Here is a 16,977-nt window from a genome sequence, read left to right as displayed (position 1 = left end):
GATGACTGGAATGCTCGACGGGAAGACCGTGGTGATCAGCGGGGTCGGTCCCGCGCTCGGCACCACGCTGGCGCGCCGCTGCGCGGCCGACGGCGCCGATCTGGTGCTGGCCGCGCGCAGCGCGGATCGCCTGGACGCGGTGGCCGCGGAGATCACGGCCACCGGCCGGCGGGCCGTGGCCGTCCCCACCGACATCACCGACGAGGCGCAGGCCGCCCACCTGGTCGAGGAAGCGGTAGCGGCGTTCGGTCATGTCGATGTGCTGATCAACAACGCCTTCCGGGTCCCGTCGATGAAGCCGTTGGCGCAGACCACGTTTCAGCACATCCGCGACGCCATCGAACTGAGTGTGCTCGGTGCGCTGCGGCTGACCCAGGGCTTCACGCCGGCCCTGGCCGAGTCCAAGGGTGCGGTGGTCAACGTCAATTCGATGGTGATCCGGCATTCGCAGCCCAAGTACGGCGCGTACAAGATGGCCAAGGCGACGCTGCTGGCGATGTCGCAGTCGCTGGCCTCCGAACTCGGCGAGCAGGGGATCCGGGTGAACTCCGTTGCGCCCGGCTACATCTGGGGAGACACCCTGCAGGGGTACTTCACCCACCAGGCCGGCAAGTACGGCACGACGGTCGAGCAGATCTATGCGGCGACCGCCGCCAACTCCGACCTGAAGCGGCTGCCGACCGAAGACGAGGTGGCCTCGGCGATCCTGTTCCTGGCCAGCGATCTGGCCAGCGGCATCACCGGCCAGACCCTCGACGTCAACTGCGGGGAGTACCACGCGTGACCGCACGAACCGATGTCGGCACCGTCGACGACCTGCACGCCTCGGCGACCAAGCTGACCGGGCTGGACGACTTCGGCCCCGACGACGACAACTACCGCGAAGCGCTCGGCGTGCTGCTGGACTCCTACCGGGACGAGGCCGGACTGACCGAGTTGGGCAGCAAGATGAACCGGTTCTTCCTGCGCGGTGCGCTGGTGGCCCGGCTGCTGTCGCAGGCCGGCTGGCAGGCGCACCCGGAGTACGTCGACGTCGCCGTCGAACGCCCGATCTTCGTCACCGGACTGCCGCGCACCGGCACCACCGCGCTGCACCGGTTGCTCGGCGCCGACCCGGCCCACCAGGGGTTGGAGATGTGGCTGACGGAGTTCCCGCAGCCGCGCCCACCGCGGGACACCTGGGACGCCAACCCGGTCTACCAGCAGATGTCGGCGCAGTTCGACCGGCATCACCGGGAGAACCCGGAGTACGGCGGCGTGCACTTCATGACCGCCGACGGGCTCGAGGAGTGCTGGCAGTTGCTGCGCCAGTCGCTGCATTCGGTCTCCTACGAGACCCTGGCGCATGTCCCGGCCTATGCGCGCTGGCTGGCGCAGCAGGACTGGACGCCGTCGTACGCCAGGCACCGCCGCAACCTGCAGTTGATCGGCCTGAACGATCCGGGCAAGCGCTGGGTGCTGAAGAATCCCAGCCACCTGTTCGCGCTCGACGCGATCATGGCCGTCTACCCGGACGCGCTGATCGTGCAGTGCCACCGCCCGCCGGAGACGATCATGGCGTCGATGTGCTCGCTGGCCGAGCAGACCACACCCGGCTGGTCGGAGACGTTCGTCGGCGCCCAGATCGGCGCCGATCAGATGGAGACCTGGACGCGCGGTCTGGCGCTGTTCAACACCCAACGCACCCAATACGATTCGGCGCAGTTCTGCGACGTCGACTACGCCGACTTCGTCGCCGACCCGGTGGCCGCGGCAGCCGGCATCTACGCGCACTTCGGGCTGGAACTGACCGACGCGGCCCGGGCCGGGATGGCCGCCGACTACGCCGCGAGCAAGCAGGGTCCGCGCGCGCCGAAGCACCGCTACTCGCTGGCCGACTACGGCCTCACCGCCGAGCAGGTCCGCGAGCGTTTCGCCGGACTCTGACGATTTCGGCGCGGTCCGTCGCGCTGAGCGGGACGGACCGCGCCGAAATTGGTCAGCTAATCGCTGGGCAGCGGAGCGTCGGAGCGCTCCTCGAGCAGTCCCTCCGCCACCGCGTGCCGGATGCTCTGCGTCAGGTGCGGGCAGCTGCGGGTGCGGCTGCTGTCCACGCCCGCTGCGCGCTGCTCGGCGAAGTGCGCGCACCGGCCCAGCGACGCCGAATTCCACTGCACCGCGGTGTATGCCGGGCCGAGCTTCTTCACCTCGACCGTCGTCCCGCAGCGCCGGCACTCCACCGGGACCAGCCCGGAGTGCAGGTAGGCATCGGAATCCCGTTCGGTCGCCGCCCGGATCATCGCGTAGCGCTCCGAGTCGATCGGGAACCGCGGACCCCGGGAGTACCGGGTGTCCGGGCCGCCGCTCTCGCCATCCGCGTCGTCGTGATCGTCGTGCGGGCCGTACATGAACAGCATCGACTCGGCCAGCGCCGCGACCTCCGGAACGTCTGGACTCCCGGGGGTCGCGCCGCTGCCCTCGTTGGCGCTCATCGCGGTGCTACTCGGCCGCCGCCGCAGCTTTGGCTTCCGCCTGCTGCTTCAGGTTCTCCTCGACCTCGGCGTTCCAGTTCTTGTTGGCCGCGGTCGGGTCGATCTCGATCTCGAACCGGTCGGTCATCTCCGGGGTGACGTCCGCGGCGTCGACGTAGAACTGCGAGTACCAGCGACGCAGCTGGTAGACCGCACCGTCCTCCTCGACCAGCAACGGGTTCTCGATCCGGGACTTGTGGCTCCAGATCTCGACGTCCTGCAGGAAGCCCTTGGACACGCCCTCGGTCATCACCTCGGCGAGCTTCTCGGTGGTGGCGTCGTCCAGGCCCTTGGGCTTCTGCACGATCACACCCCACATCAGCTGGAACTGGTTCTGGCTGATCGGGTAGTGGCAGTTGACCAGGATCGCTTCGGTCTTGAAGCCCGAGTAGCTGTTGTGCAGCCAGTTGACCATGAACGACGGACCGAAGTACGAGGCCTCCGAGTCCAGTTCGGCGCCGCCGTACTGGGTGCCCATGCCCTCGATGTCGCGCCGGCCCACGTTGTGCAGGTACTGCGAGGCGACGTGACCCTCGAAGACGTTCTTGAAGTACGTCGGCAGGCCGTAGTGGATGTAGAAGAAGTGCGCGAAGTCGGTGACGTTGTCGATGATGTCGCGGCAGTTGGAGTCGATCACCATCGAGTTCCAGCGCCACTCGGTCCAGTCGTCGGCGGCGTACTCGGCCAACTCCGGGATCCGGACCTCCTCGGTCGGCGGGTTCCCCTCGTGGTCGTGCCAGATGTACAGCAGGCCCGACCGCACGTCGGTCGGGAAGGACCGGGTGCGCGCCGCGCGCGGGGTGCGCTTGGCGTAGGGGACCAGGGCGCACTTGCCGTCGCCGGCCCAGCGCCAGTCGTGGAACGGGCAGGCGACGTTGTCACCCTTGATCGAGCCGCGGGACAGGTCGCCGCCCATGTGCCGGCAGTACGCGTCGAGGCACTGCGGCTCACCCTTGGAGTTGCACCACACCACGAGCTTGGCACCGAACGCGTGGATCGAGTGCGGCTTGCCGTCCTGGAAGTCCTTGATCGGACCGAGGCAGTGCCAGCCCCGGGCATACCGGTCCGGCAGTGTGCCGGTGTCGATTTCGCGGACGCCGCCCTCAGCGTTTTCAGTGCTCACCTGTTGCCTCCAACCCGTAGCTTCTAACTAGAACACGTTACAGTTTTTGGGCGCGGTTGCGCAATAACGGCTGCTGAACCAACCGGTTTCCCGGTGGGGTATATCTGAACGATGCCGCTGTTCGCCTTCGAGGGACGCTCGCCGCGGATCGATCCGACCGCGTTCATCGCGCCGACCGCCACCCTGATCGGCGACGTCACCGTCGAGGCGGGCGCCTCGGTCTGGTTCGGGGCGGTGCTGCGCGCCGACGACGCCCCCATCGTGGTGCGCGAGGGCGCCAACGTGCAGGACGGTTCGGTGCTGCACGTGCCGCCGGGGGTGCCGGTCGACATCGGACCCGGGGCGACGGTCGCGCACATGTGCCTGATCCACGGCGCGCACATCGGCGCCGAAGCGCTGATCGGCAACCACGCCACCGTGCTCGACGGGGCGGTGATCGGCAGCCGCAGCCTGGTGGCGGCCGGCGCGACCGTGCTCGGCGGCACCCAGATCCCGGACGGGGTGCTGGTGACCGGATCGCCGGCCGTCGTCAAGGGGCCGATCGCCGGTACCGGTGCCGAGATGTGGGTGAACGTGAACCCGGGCTTCTACCGGGCACTGGCCCAGCGGTACCGCGACGGACTGGAGCCGATCGAGGGTTAGTTCGCGCTGAGCTGCGACAGCATCATCAGCGACTGGTGCGACAGCTTCCAGCCGTCCTGGTCGACGAACTTCAGGTTGATCGTGCGCGGGGAGAGCTTCGCGCTGGAGGCGGTGATGTCGGCGGTGGCGGCGCCCGGTCCGTCGGGTTCGATGTTCGACGCGGAGATCGTCAGCGGCAGCTTGCCGTTCTCCAGCCCCTTGCGCATCCGGCCGTCCATGACGCTGCGCTCGATCGGTCCGAGACCGCCTTCGACCAGACCCGACTTGTTCGAGGCGGGGACGTGCGGGTCGGCGACGCCGTTGAGCACCCCGACCAGTTGGTCGGCGGTCGGCACGGCGGAGGCCGGGTCCAACGGCAGTGGAATCCCGAAGACCGTCAACTGCACCTGCGGGGCCGTGTCGTACGCCCGGTCGGCGCCGCCCGCGACGGCTGCGCCGATGGCCGCTGCCGCGGCGACGCCTGTCAGTAGGGATTTCATGCGCGCTGTCCTCTCGGATCCTCAATTCGATACATAAATGCATCGGATACGCGGACGAATTTAACAGCCCGAGCACGCTGAAAAGCTCGTTGGACGTGGTGATTTCCGCGTCACCGGCCGGAGCGCAGCGGCCTGGGTCACGCCGCGCGGTGGGTCAGACTTCCTCGCTGTAGCTGAGCAGGACCCGGATGAACAGGTCCGTCCGGCCCCGGCGGACCGCGTCGTCGTCCGGCTCCATCAGGCACTGGACGCTGGTCCCGTCGTGCACCGCCACCAGGGCCCGCCCGAGTGCGGGCAGATCCAGCGCCCGGCGGCCTGCTCCGGCCAGCGCCTCGGCCACGATCGGCAGCAGCGCGGCCAGCACGGACTCCTCCCGCGCGGCGATCACCTGCTTCAGGGCGGGATTACGCAGGGCGTGCGCGGTGAACTCGGCGCTCACCCGGTACCAGTTGTCGTCGACGGGAACGCTGGCGATCAGCCGCCGGGCATAAGCCTCGAGTTCGTCCCAGGAGTTCGGCCGGCGTGCCTCAGCGTTCAGCGCCGTGCGCAGCGCGAGTGTCAACTGCTCGGTGTTCTGCTCCCACATGGCCAGGAACAGTTCGTCGAGCGAGGTGAAGTTCGAGTAGAACGCACCGCGAGTGAACCCGGCCTGCTCGCAGATCCGCTCGACTGTCGCCCGGCCGAACCCGTGCTGCGCGAACACCTCGAAGGCGGCTCCGAGCAGCCTCGCCCGGGTCTCGCCCCGGCGGCGGGTGACCCGCTTGGGCGCTGCGGCCTGCTCTCGGGCGGGCGCGTCGCTGAGCTCCACGCTCGGCCCTTTCGTTGTCGGCGTAGACGATGCGCTGACGATCCTGACACGCGCAGCGGCAGCCGCAGCGTCGGACTCAGTCGCCGAACAACCCGCTCAGGTCCATCGGGACGTCGAACAGCGTCACCGGTGGATAGCTGCCCAGCGTCAGCACGTCCTGGATTCCGGCGGTGTCGACGATGAAGCTGTTGCTCAGCGTGCCGAAGCTGATCTGGTCGCCGATCCCGATCCCGGGGGCGAAGATCATGGTGTTGCTGAAGCCCGGCAGTGAGACGCCGTCCCAGGTCGTTCCGTTGGGCACCAGCGGGTTGTCACTGTCGAAGACCGACCGGTGGATGTTGTAGCCGACGAACGCCATCTCGACACCGCTGAAGTGGGTCGAGTAGTCGCCGCCCGGATCAGACCACGGCTCCGTGCCGGTGAGGAACGGACTGCCGGTCAGGTGGGCGCCCACCGAGTAGCCGGGCAGTTGGAAGTTGTCGCCGAACGGCCATGCGTCGGAGACCGGGTCGGCGGCCGCGATCGGACCGACGGCGAGTGCCACCGCGGCCGATCCGAGCAGCAGAGTCGCGTAGCGGCGGTACATGGCAACCTCCCCGAGGTGCGCCTGACAGTACCCCGAGAATACACGGCATTTCCTCAGAAATTCCGGAAATGACTGCGGTATAAGGCGGTGCGCGATGCGTAGGACAGGATCGCTTTCCGGACAACGGCTTTGGCGCAGTCCGGATTGGTCTCCAACCAGCCGGTCAGGTGCTCCGTGCAGACATTCGCCACGAACGGCTGGATCTCCGGGTTGAGAAGTTGCCGTTCGGATTCGTCGGCGAAACGCGGTTCGGTGACCTTGACGACGATGACGGCGGTCAGGCCGCCGGCGAAGTCGGCGGCCGAGAGGTCGGGGCCGTCCGCGGTGATCAGCGTGTGCCGGCGGGCGAAGGCGTTGAGCACGCCGGTCAGCCCCTGGTAGAACCCGTCCCGGTGGGGTCCGCCGTCCTCGGTGGGCGCGGAGTTGACGAAGGTGCGGATCGTGTCGCGGTTGCCGGCGTTCCACTGCGCGGCGATCTCCACCTGGTGGCCGCTGCCGGTGCCGGTGAAGTGGATGACCCCCGGGTGGAACGGGGCCCGGGTGCGGTTGACGTGCTCGACGTAGCCGACGAGTCCGGCCGGGGAGTTCAGCGCGGCCGCGGCGTGAGCGGCATCCGTCGGCGCCGGCACGCTCACCGTGCTCTGCGGGTTCAGTCGCGACTCATCGACGGCTTCCGCCGGATCGGCGACGACGCAGTGGTGCGCACCGCCCATCCAGGAGAACATCGCCACGTCGCAGCACGCCCCGCAGACGGGCCACCGAGCAGACATGGAATTTCACAGTAGTCGCCCCGCCGAGAGGGGCCGACGGCCAGTTCAGAACAGGTCCGCCCCGGGGGTGTCAGCGGCGGGGAAGTCGAACACGGTGATCGACTGCCCGCCGAAGAACGTCACCTGGTCTTCGATCCCGGCGGCGTCGCTGACGTAGAAGTTCGTGAACGAATTGTCGAACATGGACGTGTAATCCCCGGTCCCCAGGCTCGGATCGGTGATGTGGTTGTCGGTGTACAGATTGAAGATGTCGGGCGGCTGGGCCGTGAGGTTCACCGGGATGTTGACGACGGTTTGATCGCCGACCGTTCCGACTGTGGGATACCCGAAAGACGGGTCGAGGATTTTTTCCACCGTCGTCGCGGTCGTGGGACCGAAGGTGTTGATGTCGGCGGTGTACCAGGGCACCGACGGGTGGCCGATGCCCTCGGCGGGGGTGTCGAACGTGAACGGGTTTTCCTGTGTCGACCCGGGGGCGTAACCCTCCAGCACGCCCGGAAGCGTGTTCACGCCGTTCCCGCTGTCCGCATACAGCCAGGTGTCGATCGGTGAGGTCCCGGTGTCGGCGCCGGCGACCGCCGCAAGCGCTATCCCCGCACCGGAACCGACGGCAACCCCCGAGAGAACAATGAATGGAAAAAACCGCATGATAACCCCCTAAAAGTGACGTACGTCACAGTTGCGGTGCGGCTGACGCTAGCACCGCACCCGGGGGTTATCAATAGGCCGGATCAGAGCTTCCGGGCCGTCTTCGCCGCCCGCTCCAGCTCCCAGTAGGCGCGCAGCGCGATGATCTGGCCCTGCTCGTTCACGCGGTAGGTGAACACACCGTCAGTGGTGATCTGGTGACCGGCCATGGTGGTCACGATCGCCCCGATGTTGGCTTCCTCGTTGCCGCAGCAGAAGCTGTCGGTGAAGACGAACTCGATCTTGTCGGTCGCGGCGATCGCCTTGTCCCAGAACGCCGCGATCGCGTCCTTGCCGCGGTGGCCGACACCGTCGGGGTCGAACGGCGACGGACCGATCGGGTCCTCGACGATCGCGTCGTCGGCGAACGCTGCCAGCCACGCCTCCTTGTCCCGGGCGGTCACCGCGTCGCGGGAGCGCTGCCCGGCGACGTGGGCGGGGTGATCGAGCTGCATTTGGCTACTCCTGCCAGCCGGAATGGATATAGGTGTCGGCGTACCGTTTCAGGCAATCCTGCTTCTTGTCCAGCGGTGCGTCGAAGCCGAGCCCCTCGAACACCCAGGGGACCACGATGTTGTCGGTGACGCCGGCGTCAGCCAGTTCCCGGTGCCCGTCGACGCCGAACTTGTCGATGCACACCGACTGGTACTCGAACGGCACGTCGGCCCGGCCGTTCTCGGCCAGCAATTCCTTGATCCGGCCGATGGTCTCGGCCAACTGGGCGCCGGTCATCATCGCCGACGTCCAGCCGTCCCCGATCCGGGCGGCGCGTTTCAGCGCGACCTCAGTGTGCCCGCCGACGTAGAACGGCACCGGCGCGCTGGGCGCCGGGCTCATCTGCAGCCGGTCGAAATCGAAGAACTCGCCGTGGTGCTCGACCATGCCCCCGGCGAGCACCGCCCTGATGACCTCGATCATCTCGTCGACCCGGGCGCCGCGCCGCTTATACGGCGCGCCGCACCACTCGAATTCCTCCGGCGCCCAACCGATCCCGACACCGAGGCCGAACCGGTTGCCGGTCAGGTTGGCCACCGAGCCGACCTGGCGGGCCAGCAGCAGCGGATTGCGCGAACCCAGTTTCAGCACGTTGGTGTAGAACCGCAGCGTCGACGTGACCGCACCCATCGCGCCGGCGGCGATCAGCGGGTCCACCCACGGGGTCTCGGCGTTCCACATCCGTGAGCCGTCCGGGGTGTACGGGTAGTCGGAGGCCGCCTTCTCCATGAAGAACAGCGAGTCGGGCAGTGCGATCGCGTCGAAGCCGACCTCCTCGGCGGTCTTCGCCAGGCCGATCAGCTGATCGATCGGCCCCATCGCCACGCTGAGGGTGTACTTCATCACGACGTCGGTTTCGCTGGTTTGTCCGCCCCCACCACCCACATCGAGTAGTACTGCGAACCGCCGCCGTAGGCGTGGCCCAGCGCCTTCTTGGCGTTCGGCACCTGGTGGTCGCCGCCCTTGCCCATCACCTGGATCGCCGCCTCGGCGAACCGGATCATGCCGGACGCGCCGATCGGGTTGGAGGACAGCACGCCGCCGGACGGGTTCACCGGCAGCTTCCCGCCGATCGCGGTCTCCCCGGCCTGGGTGAGCTTCCAGCCCTCGCCCTTCGCGGCGAAGCCCAGGTTCTCCAGCCACATCGGCTCGAACCAGGAGAACGGCACATAGATCTCGGCGGCGTCGATCTCATCGATCGGGCTCTCGATCCCGGCCTGCTTCCACAGCGCGGCGGCCGCGTCGCGACCGGCCTGCGGGTCCACCTGGTTGCGGCCGGAGTAGGCCAGTGGTTCGGTGCGCAGCGCGGTGGCGTGAATCCAGGCCACCGGGTGGCCCGCCGCGATCCGAGCGTCCGCTGCGTCCTCGTCGCCGATCACCACCGCGCAGGCGCCGTCCGAGGACGGGCAGGTCTCGTCGAACCGGATCGGATCCCAGAGCATCTGGGAGGCCATCACCTTCTCGACGGTGATGTCCGGCTGATGCAGGTGTGCCAGTGGGTTTTTCGCGCCGTTGAGCCGGTCCTTGACTACGACCTTCGCGCCGGTGTCGGCCGGGGCGCCGGATTCGCGGATGTAGGCGCGCACGTGCGGGGCGAAATAGCCGCCGGCGCCGGCGCCGACCGGCTTGGTGAACGGCACCGGGATGGACAGGCCCCACATGGCGTTGGACTCGGACTGCTTCTCCCACGCCATTGCCAGCACCCGGCGGTACTTGCCGGACTTCACCAGGCTGGCGGCGACGATCGCGGTGGAGCCACCCACCGACCCGGCGGTGTGCACCCGGATCAGCGGCTTGCCGGTGGCACCCATGGCGTCAGCCATGAACAACTCCGGCATCATCACGCCCTCGAAGAAGTCCGGCGCCTTGCCGACGACCACGGCGTCGATGTCGTCGAACGTCGAGCCGGAGTCGGCCAGTGCCCGATCGATCGCCTCGCGCACCAGGCCGTTCATCGAGACGTCCTGGCGCTTGGCCGTGTAGTTGGTCTGCCCGGTGCCCAGCACCGCTGCGAGCTGACCCATCAGTTGTGTCCCTCCATCACGGCCACCAGGTTCTGCTGCAGCGCCGGCCCGCTGGTGGCGTGCGCCAGCACCCGGCCCGCCGAACCGTTGAAGATGTGCTGCGCGGCGAAGCCGATTCGCTCCAGGCCGGCGGTGAACATCGGGTTCGCCGCCAGCGCACCGCCGGAGGGGTTGATCTTCGCCTTGGACGGGATGCGCATCGCCTCGGTGAGGATCAGGTGCTGATGGGTGAACGGCGCGTGGATCTCGGCGACGTCCACGGCGGGCATCTCGTCGCCGCTGGCCGCGCGGGCCGACGCGGCGGCCGACGCCGACCGGGTCAGATCCCGGCTGCCCAGCACCGGCGATTCGATCCGGTGCTCGAAACCGGTGATCCAGGCCGGGTTCTCGCAGAGCTCACGGGCGCGGTCACCGGCGGCGATCACGATCGCGGCGGCGCCGTCGGTGATCGGCGCGATGTCGTGGCGGCGCAGCGGGTCGGCGTAGAACGGCCGGCCCAGCAGTTCGTCGAGGTCGTCGGAGGGCTCCACCGAGTCCACCCGGCCGGTGATCGCGAACGACTCCAGTGCCACCCGGGCCATCTGCTCGGCGGTCCAGACGCCGCCGTCCAGCCCGAGCCGGGCCTGCAGGCCGGCGATCGAGATCGAGTCCGGGAACAGTGGCGCGACCGTGTACGGATCGGTCTGCAGTGCCAGGACCTGGCGCAGCACGCCGGCCGAGGACTTGCCGAACCCGTAGGCCAGCGCGGTGTCGACCTCACCGGTCAGCACCTTGATGTAGGCCTCGTACAGCGCCCAGGCGCCGTCCATCTCCACGTGCGATTCGTTGATCGGTGGCACCGCACCGATCGAGTCGATCGCCGAGATGAACGAGAACGCCCGCCCGGCAAGGTAATCCGAGGACCCGGAGCACCAGAACCCGATGTCGGACTTGGTGATGCCCAGTTCGCTGTAGAGCTGGGCGAAGCACGGCATCAGCATCTCGACGCCGTTGGTGGTGCCGTCGGTGCGGCGGACATGCGGAGCGTGGGCGAAACCCACCACCGCGACATCGCGACTGCTCATCTTCGCGGCTTCCCCTTTACAGGTGGTGCTTGTAGGTGTCGTACTCGGCGTCCGGCTCCCCGGTCGGTGCGAAGTACTCGATGTTCTCCATGCCGTACGTCCACTCCTCGCGGGGCTTCCACACGGCGCGCACCCGCATGCCCATCCGGACGTCGGCGGCGTCGACGTCGGAGACCAGCGTCAGGAACGGGATGTCGGCGCCGTCGAGCAGCACGTAGGCGGCCACGTACGGCGGTTTGATCTTCTGACCCTGGAACGGGATGTTGATGATCGCGAACGTGGTGATGGTGCCGGTGTCTTGGACCCCGACGAGTTCGGTGGTGGGCTGGCCGGTCTTCGGGTCGGCCTCGCGGGCCGGGAAGTACACGGCGCCGGTCTCCCCGACGCGGGATCCGACCAGGTTGCCCTCCTTCAGCGCGCGCAGATAGGCACTCTCGGTGGGCGACGCGCTGTGCTGGATCTCCAGGGCGATCGGGGTGATCACCATGTTCACGGGATCCTGGTCGACGGCCGAGCCCTCGGGTTCCGGCTCGTCGCCGAGCGAGAAGTAGGCGATGTCGGTGATCGCGCCGATCGGCTCGTCGACCCAGTGCGCGTGCACCCGGGCGCCGGTCTTCAGCTTCTCCGGACTGTCCACGTCGACCGCGTGCAGCAGCGGGATGTCGGCGCCGTCGAGGCGGATCAGCGCGTAGGCGAACGGGCGGTCCAGTGGCTGGCCCGGCAGCGGGTCCGGCTGCCAGGACCACGACACCACGGTGCCGACCCCGGCCACCGGTACGATCTCGGTCAACTGTTCGTAGCTGACCGGGTCGTATTCGGCGGGCGGGACATGCACCCGGCCGTCGGAACCGCGGACTCCGACGATGCGGCGCTCGCGCAGTGCGGTGAAGAACTGGCCGAGGACCGGACCCGTCGAACGGGTGTAGTCGAAGGACAGCTTCAGTGGCGCGGAAAGGGGCGGTTCTGCCTGATCCACCTGGACAGGTCGGGATTCGCTGGCCGTCACGGCATCGAGTAGAACAGGTTCTAAGAATTTGAGCAAGCTAACAATCCGGGTGCCCGAGTGGCCCCGGACCTAGGCGGGAGACGGCGATGAAACTCGGACTTCAACTGGGCTATTGGTCGGCGCAGCCACCGACCAATCACGGCGAACTGGTCGCGGCGGCCGAGGACGCCGGCTTCGACTCGGTGTTCACCGCGGAGGCGTGGGGGTCGGACGCCTACACCCCGCTGGCCTGGTGGGGCCGGGAAACCTCCCGGGTCCGGCTGGGCACGTCGGTGGTGCAGCTCTCGGCGCGCACCCCGACCGCCTGCGCGATGGCCGCCCTGACGCTGGACCACCTCTCCGGCGGCCGGCACATCCTGGGCCTCGGCGTCTCCGGCCCGCAGGTGGTGGAGGGCTGGTACGGCCAGAAGTTCCCGAAGCCGCTGGCCCGCACCCGGGAGTACATCTCGATCCTGCGACAGGTGTGGGAGCGTCAGGCGCCGGTGACCAGCGCCGGCCCGCATTACCCGCTGCCGCTGACCGGCGAGGGCACCACCGGCCTGGGCAAGCCGCTGAAGCCGATCGTGCACCCGCGCCGCGCCGAGATCCCGGTGATGCTCGGCGCTGAGGGGCCGAAGAACATCGCGCTGGCCGCTGAGATCGCCGACGGCTGGCTGCCGATCTTCTACGCGCCGCGGCTGGCTGACATGTACAACGAGTGGCTGGACGAGGGCTTCGCCCGCCCCGGCGCCCGGCGCACCCGGGAGGACTTCGAGATCTGCGCGACCGCCCAGGTCGTCATCACCGAGGACCGGGCCGCGGCGTTCGCCGGCATCAAGCCGTTCCTGGCGCTGTACATGGGCGGGATGGGCTCGGAGGACACCAACTTCCACGCCGAGGTGTACCGCCGGATGGGCTACAGCGAGGTCGTCGACGACGTCACGAAGCTGTTCCGGGCGGGCAAGAAGGACGAAGCCGCGACGGTCATCCCCGACGAGCTGGTCGACGACGCGGTGATCGTCGGCGACATCGACTACGTGCGTTCGCAGATCAAGGTCTGGGAGGCCGCCGGCGTGACGATGATGGTGGTCACCGCGCGCGACGTCGCGCAGGTGCAGCAGCTGGCGAGTCTCGTCTAGCCGGTCCGGCCCTCCCGTGTTGCGAGTGGTTTAGAACACGTTCTAGATTGGCCGGGTGACCCAGACCTCAGCGGCCCAGACGGGCCTGTGGAACATCGCCCGTGACACCCCCGACGCCGTTGCGGTGGTCGACGTGCACGGCGGCCAGTTGACCTACGGCGAACTGGCCGCCCGGGCCAACCGGTACGGGCGCGGGCTGCAGACGCTGGGCCTGCGCCCCGGTGACGTGCTGGTGATGGTGCTGCCCAACACCGTCGACACGCTCGCGGTGTACTTCGCCGCGCTGCAGACCGGGCTGTACATCGTCGCGATCAACTGGCACCTGACCGGCCCGGAGATCGGCTACATCCTCTCCGACTCCGGCGCGAAAGCCCTTGTCGCACATGAGCGGTTCGCGGAGGCGGCGACGTTGGCCGCCGACGAGGCCGGGCTGGCCGCCGAGCGCCGGTTCGCAGTAGGCGACATCAACGGGTTCACCCCGCTGTCGTCGCTGGGCGCCGACGAGCCCGCCGCCCGGCCCGACATTCGCACCCTGGGTGCGGCGATGCTCTACACGTCCGGCACCACCGGCAAGCCCAAGGGCGTGCAGCGCCCGCTGACCGGGGCCGACCCCGACGCGGTGAACCCCGCCGCCGTCGGATTCTTCGGACTCTACGACCTGGCGCCGTTCGACAACCACGTGCACATCTGCGGGTCGCCGCTGTATCACACTGCGGTGCTGAACTTCTCGGCCATCTCGATCCAGCTGGGCCACAAGGTGGTGCTGATGGACAAGTGGGACCCCGAGGAGATGCTGCGCCTCATCCAGGAGCACAAGGTCACCCACAGCCACATGGTGCCCACCCAGTTCCGCCGGCTGCTGGCGCTGCCCAAGGAGGTACGCGACCGCTACGACGTCTCCAGCCTGCGCAACGTCATCCACGGCGCGGCGCCGTGCCCGCCGGAGGTCAAGCGCCAGATGCTCGAGTGGTGGGGTCCGGTGATCACCGAGTACTACGCCGCCACCGAGGGCGGCGGCACCAAGATCAGCGGCGCCGAGTGGCTGGAGCACCCCGGTTCGGTCGGCAAGGCCTGGCCGTACTCGGTGGTCAAGGTGCTCGACGACGACGGCAACGAACTGCCGGCCGGGGAGGTGGGCACCGTCTACATGCAGATGGGCGGATCCAGCTTCTCCTATCACAACGACGACAAGAAGACCGCCGAGAGCCGCGCCGGTGACCTGTTCACCGTCGGCGACGTCGGCTACCTCGACGCCGACGGCTACCTGTACCTGCAGGACCGCAAGACCAACATGATCATCTCCGGCGGGGTCAACGTGTACCCGGCCGAGATCGAGAACGAGCTGATCATGCATCCCAAGGTGCTCGACGTCGCGGTGTTCGGGGTTCCCGACGAGGACTGGGGTGAGGCGATCAAGGCCGTCGTGCAGCCCGCCGAGGGTGTTGTCGGTGACGACGCGCTGACCGCCGAGCTGATGGAGTACGCCGCGGCGCGGCTGGCGAAGTTCAAGCTGCCCAAGTCGATTGACTACATCGTCGAGATGCCGCGCGACCCCAACGGGAAGCTGTACAAGCGCAAGCTGCGCGACCCGTACTGGGAAGGGCGCGACGCGAAGATCTAACCGCCGATCGGGGTGGCGTCGCCGAACGTCATCTCGACGCGGCTCACCGTCGCGGACAGCATCGCCCGCTTCGGCAGGCCGAGTGCCGCCAGTTCGCGTGCGTAGCGGTGCGTGCCCAGGTGCAGTGCCACGCCGCTGGGCTGGAATCGCACCCCGGAAACCCGCATCTCCCAAGGGACTTCGCGGGTGACGCCGTCGAGGTGACTGAACGCCCGCAGGGTCCGCGACCGGGAGGTGAGTAGGCCGGGAACGGGCAGTCCGCGCCCGAACTCCATGGTGGCGATGTGCCGGCCGCCCTCGGCCACGTCGAAACCCAGCCGGTCACCGTCGCGAATCGTGAAGTCCGCCAGGATCTTCGGAAAACCCCAGATGCGTCGCCCGGCCTCCAGCGTGAACGACTGATCCACCGGCAGGTGATGGATGAACGCCCCCGCCGACCCCAGTGCGCGCCAGCCGTGCGTGTCGGAGCCCGGCGGGTTGACCATCACCGCGGTGCCGAACTCCAGGTAGCTGCCGAGGTCGCCGTCGATGTAGCGGGCCAGCATCAGGTTGACCACCGCTCGCCCCGGCCGATGCTGGCAGACCCGCAGGCCGCTGTAGTCGATCAGCTGCTGTGCCGCGTCGGCTGGGACGGAGAACATCGCAGTATGCACATCCGCCTGACGGATGCGGACCGGCATGGTAAGCACAGTTCCAGCGATGGTGTGTTGGGACACAGTCACGAACCCCACTGTAATCCGAGAGGATTTCCATGACTTCCACGTTGGCGCGGACGACCGGAACCCGGCCCGACATCGATCTGACCGACGGCACGTTCTACTCCGGCGGCACGGCGCGCGACGCGTACGCGTGGATGCGGGCCAACGAGCCGGTGTTCCGGGACCGCAACGGACTGGCGGCCGCGGCGACGTACGCCGCGGTGATCGACGCCGAACGCGACCCGGAGTTGTTCTCCTCCACCGGCGGCATCCGGCCGGAGCACCCCGGGATGCCGTACATGATCGACATGGACGACCCCGACCATCTGGTGCGCCGCAAACTGGTCAACTCCGGCTTCACCCGTAAGCGGGTCGGCGCGCTGCGGCCGTCGATCGTGGCACTCTGCGACGGGCTGATCGACACCGTCTGCGAGCGCGGCGAGTGCGACTTCGTCCGCGACCTGGCCGCGCCGCTGCCGATGGCGGTGATCGGCGAAATGCTGGGCATCCCAATGGAACAGCGGGCGACGATGCTGAAGTGGTCCGACGACATGGTCGGCGCGCTGAGCTCGCACGCCGACGAGGCGACCCTGCAAGCCTCGGTCGACGCGTTCGCCGCCTACGCCGCCTTCACGATGGAGATGATCGCCGACCGGCGGGCCAACCCCACCGACGACCTGTACTCGGTGCTGATCAACGCCGAGGTGGACGGCGCGGTGCTCTCCGACGACGAGATCGTCATGGAGACCCTGCTGATGCTGATCGCCGGCGACGAGACCACCCGGCACACGCTGAGCGGCGGCACGGTGGCACTGCTGGAGCGCCGTGACCAGTGGGAGGCGCTACGTGCCGACCCGGGGTTGCTGCCGGGCGCCATCGAGGAGATGCTGCGCTGGACCTCGCCGGTGAAGAACATGTGCCGAACCCTGACCGCGGACACCGAGTTTCACGGGACGCGACTGCGAGCCGGCGAGAAGATGATGTTGCTGTTCGAGTCGGCGAACTTCGACGACACCGTGTTCGACGCCCCGGAGCGCTTCGACATCACCCGAAACCCGAACAGTCACTTGACGTTCGGTTTCGGCACCCACTTCTGCCCGGGGAATCAGTTGGCCCGGATGGAGCTGTCGGTGATGACCGAGCGGGTGCTGGCCCGGCTGCCCGACCTGCGGATCGCCGACGGGGCGGACGTGCCACTGCGGGCGGCGAACTTCGTGTCCGGGCCGGAGGCGATGCCGGTGGTGTTCACCCCGAGTGCACCACTGGGCTGACGCCCTATCCCGGCGAGCGTGCAGAGTTCGCCACCGTTACCGGGCTGTTGCAAAATCGGTAGTTAGGTGAGCTAT

19 protein-coding genes are annotated in these 16,977 nt (G+C 68.3%); 6 read left to right on the top strand and 13 right to left on the bottom strand.

All coding sequences use genetic code 11. The annotated features are described in order from the left end of the window. Position 1 precedes the first annotated feature (1 nt). Entirely contained in the window at positions 2 to 784 is a 783-nt protein-coding gene (locus KIH27_RS05840) for an SDR family oxidoreductase (RefSeq protein ID WP_214091999.1), read from the top strand. After that, a complete protein-coding gene (locus KIH27_RS05835; protein ID WP_214091998.1) occupies positions 781 to 1,926 on the top strand; it encodes a sulfotransferase family protein in 1,146 nt (381 codons plus the stop codon). Before KIH27_RS05840 ends, KIH27_RS05835 begins: the two co-directional genes overlap by 4 nt. 56 nt (positions 1,927 to 1,982) lie before the next feature. Here KIH27_RS05835 and KIH27_RS05830 read toward each other — a convergent pair whose 3' ends face one another. Continuing rightward, a complete protein-coding gene (locus tag KIH27_RS05830) occupies positions 1,983 to 2,471 on the bottom strand; it encodes a hypothetical protein (RefSeq protein WP_214091997.1) in 489 nt (162 codons plus the stop codon). 7 nt (positions 2,472 to 2,478) lie between these two features. Beyond that, entirely contained in the window at positions 2,479 to 3,633 is a 1,155-nt protein-coding gene (locus KIH27_RS05825) for a 3-ketosteroid-9-alpha-monooxygenase, oxygenase component (RefSeq protein WP_214091996.1), read from the bottom strand. Between the two features lie 111 nt (positions 3,634 to 3,744). On the opposite strand from KIH27_RS05825, the gene KIH27_RS05820 reads away from it, so the two are divergent. Beyond that, positions 3,745 to 4,275 carry a gamma carbonic anhydrase family protein gene (locus KIH27_RS05820; protein ID WP_214091995.1) on the top strand — a complete coding sequence of 177 codons (531 nt, stop codon included), beginning with the start codon at positions 3,745 to 3,747 and terminating at the stop codon, positions 4,273 to 4,275. On the opposite strand, the gene KIH27_RS05815 is transcribed toward KIH27_RS05820, so the two are convergent. The 10 genes from KIH27_RS05815 to KIH27_RS05770 form a co-directional block, all read right to left on the bottom strand. After that, positions 4,272 to 4,754 carry an MTB12 family secreted protein gene (locus tag KIH27_RS05815; protein ID WP_214091994.1) on the bottom strand — a complete coding sequence of 161 codons (483 nt, stop codon included), beginning with the start codon at positions 4,752 to 4,754 and terminating at the stop codon, positions 4,272 to 4,274. The two genes, KIH27_RS05820 and KIH27_RS05815, sit on opposite strands and share 4 nt — an antisense overlap. A 154-nt stretch (positions 4,755 to 4,908) precedes the next feature. After that, positions 4,909 to 5,562 (bottom strand): TetR/AcrR family transcriptional regulator, encoded by a 654-nt coding sequence (locus KIH27_RS05810; RefSeq protein WP_214091993.1) that lies wholly within the window; start codon positions 5,560 to 5,562, stop codon positions 4,909 to 4,911. Between the two features lie 76 nt (positions 5,563 to 5,638). Then, positions 5,639 to 6,148 carry a hypothetical protein gene (locus KIH27_RS05805; protein WP_214091992.1) on the bottom strand — a complete coding sequence of 170 codons (510 nt, stop codon included), beginning with the start codon at positions 6,146 to 6,148 and terminating at the stop codon, positions 5,639 to 5,641. 53 nt (positions 6,149 to 6,201) lie between these two features. Further along, complete coding sequence (locus KIH27_RS05800; RefSeq protein ID WP_214091991.1) at positions 6,202 to 6,918, bottom strand: TopoII/MutL transducer domain-containing protein; 717 nt, start codon at positions 6,916 to 6,918, stop codon at positions 6,202 to 6,204. Positions 6,919 to 6,963: 45 nt separating this feature from the next. Continuing rightward, positions 6,964 to 7,566: a hypothetical protein gene (locus KIH27_RS05795; RefSeq protein ID WP_214091990.1), complete on the bottom strand. Its 603-nt coding sequence runs from the start codon at positions 7,564 to 7,566 to the stop codon at positions 6,964 to 6,966. Between the two features lie 83 nt (positions 7,567 to 7,649). Beyond that, positions 7,650 to 8,060 (bottom strand): nuclear transport factor 2 family protein, encoded by a 411-nt coding sequence (locus KIH27_RS05790; protein ID WP_214091989.1) that lies wholly within the window; start codon positions 8,058 to 8,060, stop codon positions 7,650 to 7,652. Between the two features lie 4 nt (positions 8,061 to 8,064). Beyond that, the gene (locus KIH27_RS05785) at positions 8,065 to 8,943 is read right to left on the bottom strand and encodes a TIGR03619 family F420-dependent LLM class oxidoreductase (RefSeq protein WP_214091988.1); all 879 of its coding nucleotides are present in this window, start codon (positions 8,941 to 8,943) and stop codon (positions 8,065 to 8,067) included. Next, positions 8,943 to 10,127, bottom strand: a complete 1,185-nt coding sequence (locus KIH27_RS05780) for a thiolase family protein (RefSeq protein ID WP_214092109.1) — start codon at positions 10,125 to 10,127, stop codon at positions 8,943 to 8,945. The genes KIH27_RS05785 and KIH27_RS05780 overlap by 1 nt, the downstream gene beginning before the upstream one ends. Next, the gene (locus KIH27_RS05775; protein WP_214091987.1) at positions 10,124 to 11,188 is read right to left on the bottom strand and encodes a thiolase family protein; all 1,065 of its coding nucleotides are present in this window, start codon (positions 11,186 to 11,188) and stop codon (positions 10,124 to 10,126) included. Before KIH27_RS05775 ends, KIH27_RS05780 begins: the two co-directional genes overlap by 4 nt. Positions 11,189 to 11,204: 16 nt before the next feature. Then, a complete protein-coding gene (locus tag KIH27_RS05770; RefSeq protein WP_214091986.1) occupies positions 11,205 to 12,194 on the bottom strand; it encodes a Zn-ribbon domain-containing OB-fold protein in 990 nt (329 codons plus the stop codon). An 86-nt stretch (positions 12,195 to 12,280) separates the two neighbouring features. On the opposite strand from KIH27_RS05770, the gene KIH27_RS05765 reads away from it, so the two are divergent. Together KIH27_RS05765 and KIH27_RS05760 are read left to right on the top strand one after the other, a co-directional pair. Continuing rightward, positions 12,281 to 13,312: an LLM class F420-dependent oxidoreductase gene (locus tag KIH27_RS05765; protein ID WP_214091985.1), complete on the top strand. Its 1,032-nt coding sequence runs from the start codon at positions 12,281 to 12,283 to the stop codon at positions 13,310 to 13,312. Positions 13,313 to 13,367: 55 nt separating this feature from the next. After that, positions 13,368 to 14,933, top strand: a complete 1,566-nt coding sequence (locus KIH27_RS05760) for an acyl-CoA synthetase (RefSeq protein ID WP_214091984.1) — start codon at positions 13,368 to 13,370, stop codon at positions 14,931 to 14,933. Here the strand turns inward: KIH27_RS05760 and KIH27_RS05755 are convergent. Further along, positions 14,930 to 15,655, bottom strand: a complete 726-nt coding sequence (locus KIH27_RS05755) for an acetoacetate decarboxylase family protein (protein WP_214091983.1) — start codon at positions 15,653 to 15,655, stop codon at positions 14,930 to 14,932. The genes KIH27_RS05760 and KIH27_RS05755 overlap by 4 nt on opposite strands. Positions 15,656 to 15,684: 29 nt before the next feature. Between KIH27_RS05755 and KIH27_RS05750 the strand changes: the two genes are divergently transcribed. After that, positions 15,685 to 16,902, top strand: coding sequence for a cytochrome P450 (locus KIH27_RS05750; RefSeq protein WP_214091982.1), 1,218 nt, complete (start codon positions 15,685 to 15,687; stop codon positions 16,900 to 16,902). Positions 16,903 to 16,977 lie beyond the last annotated feature (75 nt).

It is taken from the genome of Mycolicibacter acidiphilus (genome assembly GCF_018455725.1).
Lineage (GTDB): Bacteria > Actinomycetota > Actinomycetes > Mycobacteriales > Mycobacteriaceae > Mycobacterium > Mycobacterium acidiphilum.
This window is presented reverse-complemented; position numbering and strand designations above follow the sequence as displayed.

Coding starts and splice junctions, on each gene's coding strand:
- KIH27_RS05815 (WP_214091994.1), bottom strand. CDS start 4,754: ATGAAATCCCTACTGACAGGCGTCGCCGCGGCAGCGGCCATCGGCGCA.
- KIH27_RS05750 (WP_214091982.1), top strand. CDS start 15,685: ATGACTTCCACGTTGGCGCGGACGACCGGAACCCGGCCCGACATCGAT.
- KIH27_RS05765 (WP_214091985.1), top strand. CDS start 12,281: ATGAAACTCGGACTTCAACTGGGCTATTGGTCGGCGCAGCCACCGACC.
- KIH27_RS05800 (WP_214091991.1), bottom strand. CDS start 6,918: ATGTCTGCTCGGTGGCCCGTCTGCGGGGCGTGCTGCGACGTGGCGATG.
- KIH27_RS05795 (WP_214091990.1), bottom strand. CDS start 7,566: ATGCGGTTTTTTCCATTCATTGTTCTCTCGGGGGTTGCCGTCGGTTCC.
- KIH27_RS05820 (WP_214091995.1), top strand. CDS start 3,745: ATGCCGCTGTTCGCCTTCGAGGGACGCTCGCCGCGGATCGATCCGACC.
- KIH27_RS05840 (WP_214091999.1), top strand. CDS start 2: ATGACTGGAATGCTCGACGGGAAGACCGTGGTGATCAGCGGGGTCGGT.
- KIH27_RS05785 (WP_214091988.1), bottom strand. CDS start 8,943: ATGAAGTACACCCTCAGCGTGGCGATGGGGCCGATCGATCAGCTGATC.
- KIH27_RS05790 (WP_214091989.1), bottom strand. CDS start 8,060: ATGCAGCTCGATCACCCCGCCCACGTCGCCGGGCAGCGCTCCCGCGAC.
- KIH27_RS05775 (WP_214091987.1), bottom strand. CDS start 11,188: ATGAGCAGTCGCGATGTCGCGGTGGTGGGTTTCGCCCACGCTCCGCAT.
- KIH27_RS05805 (WP_214091992.1), bottom strand. CDS start 6,148: ATGTACCGCCGCTACGCGACTCTGCTGCTCGGATCGGCCGCGGTGGCA.
- KIH27_RS05830 (WP_214091997.1), bottom strand. CDS start 2,471: ATGAGCGCCAACGAGGGCAGCGGCGCGACCCCCGGGAGTCCAGACGTT.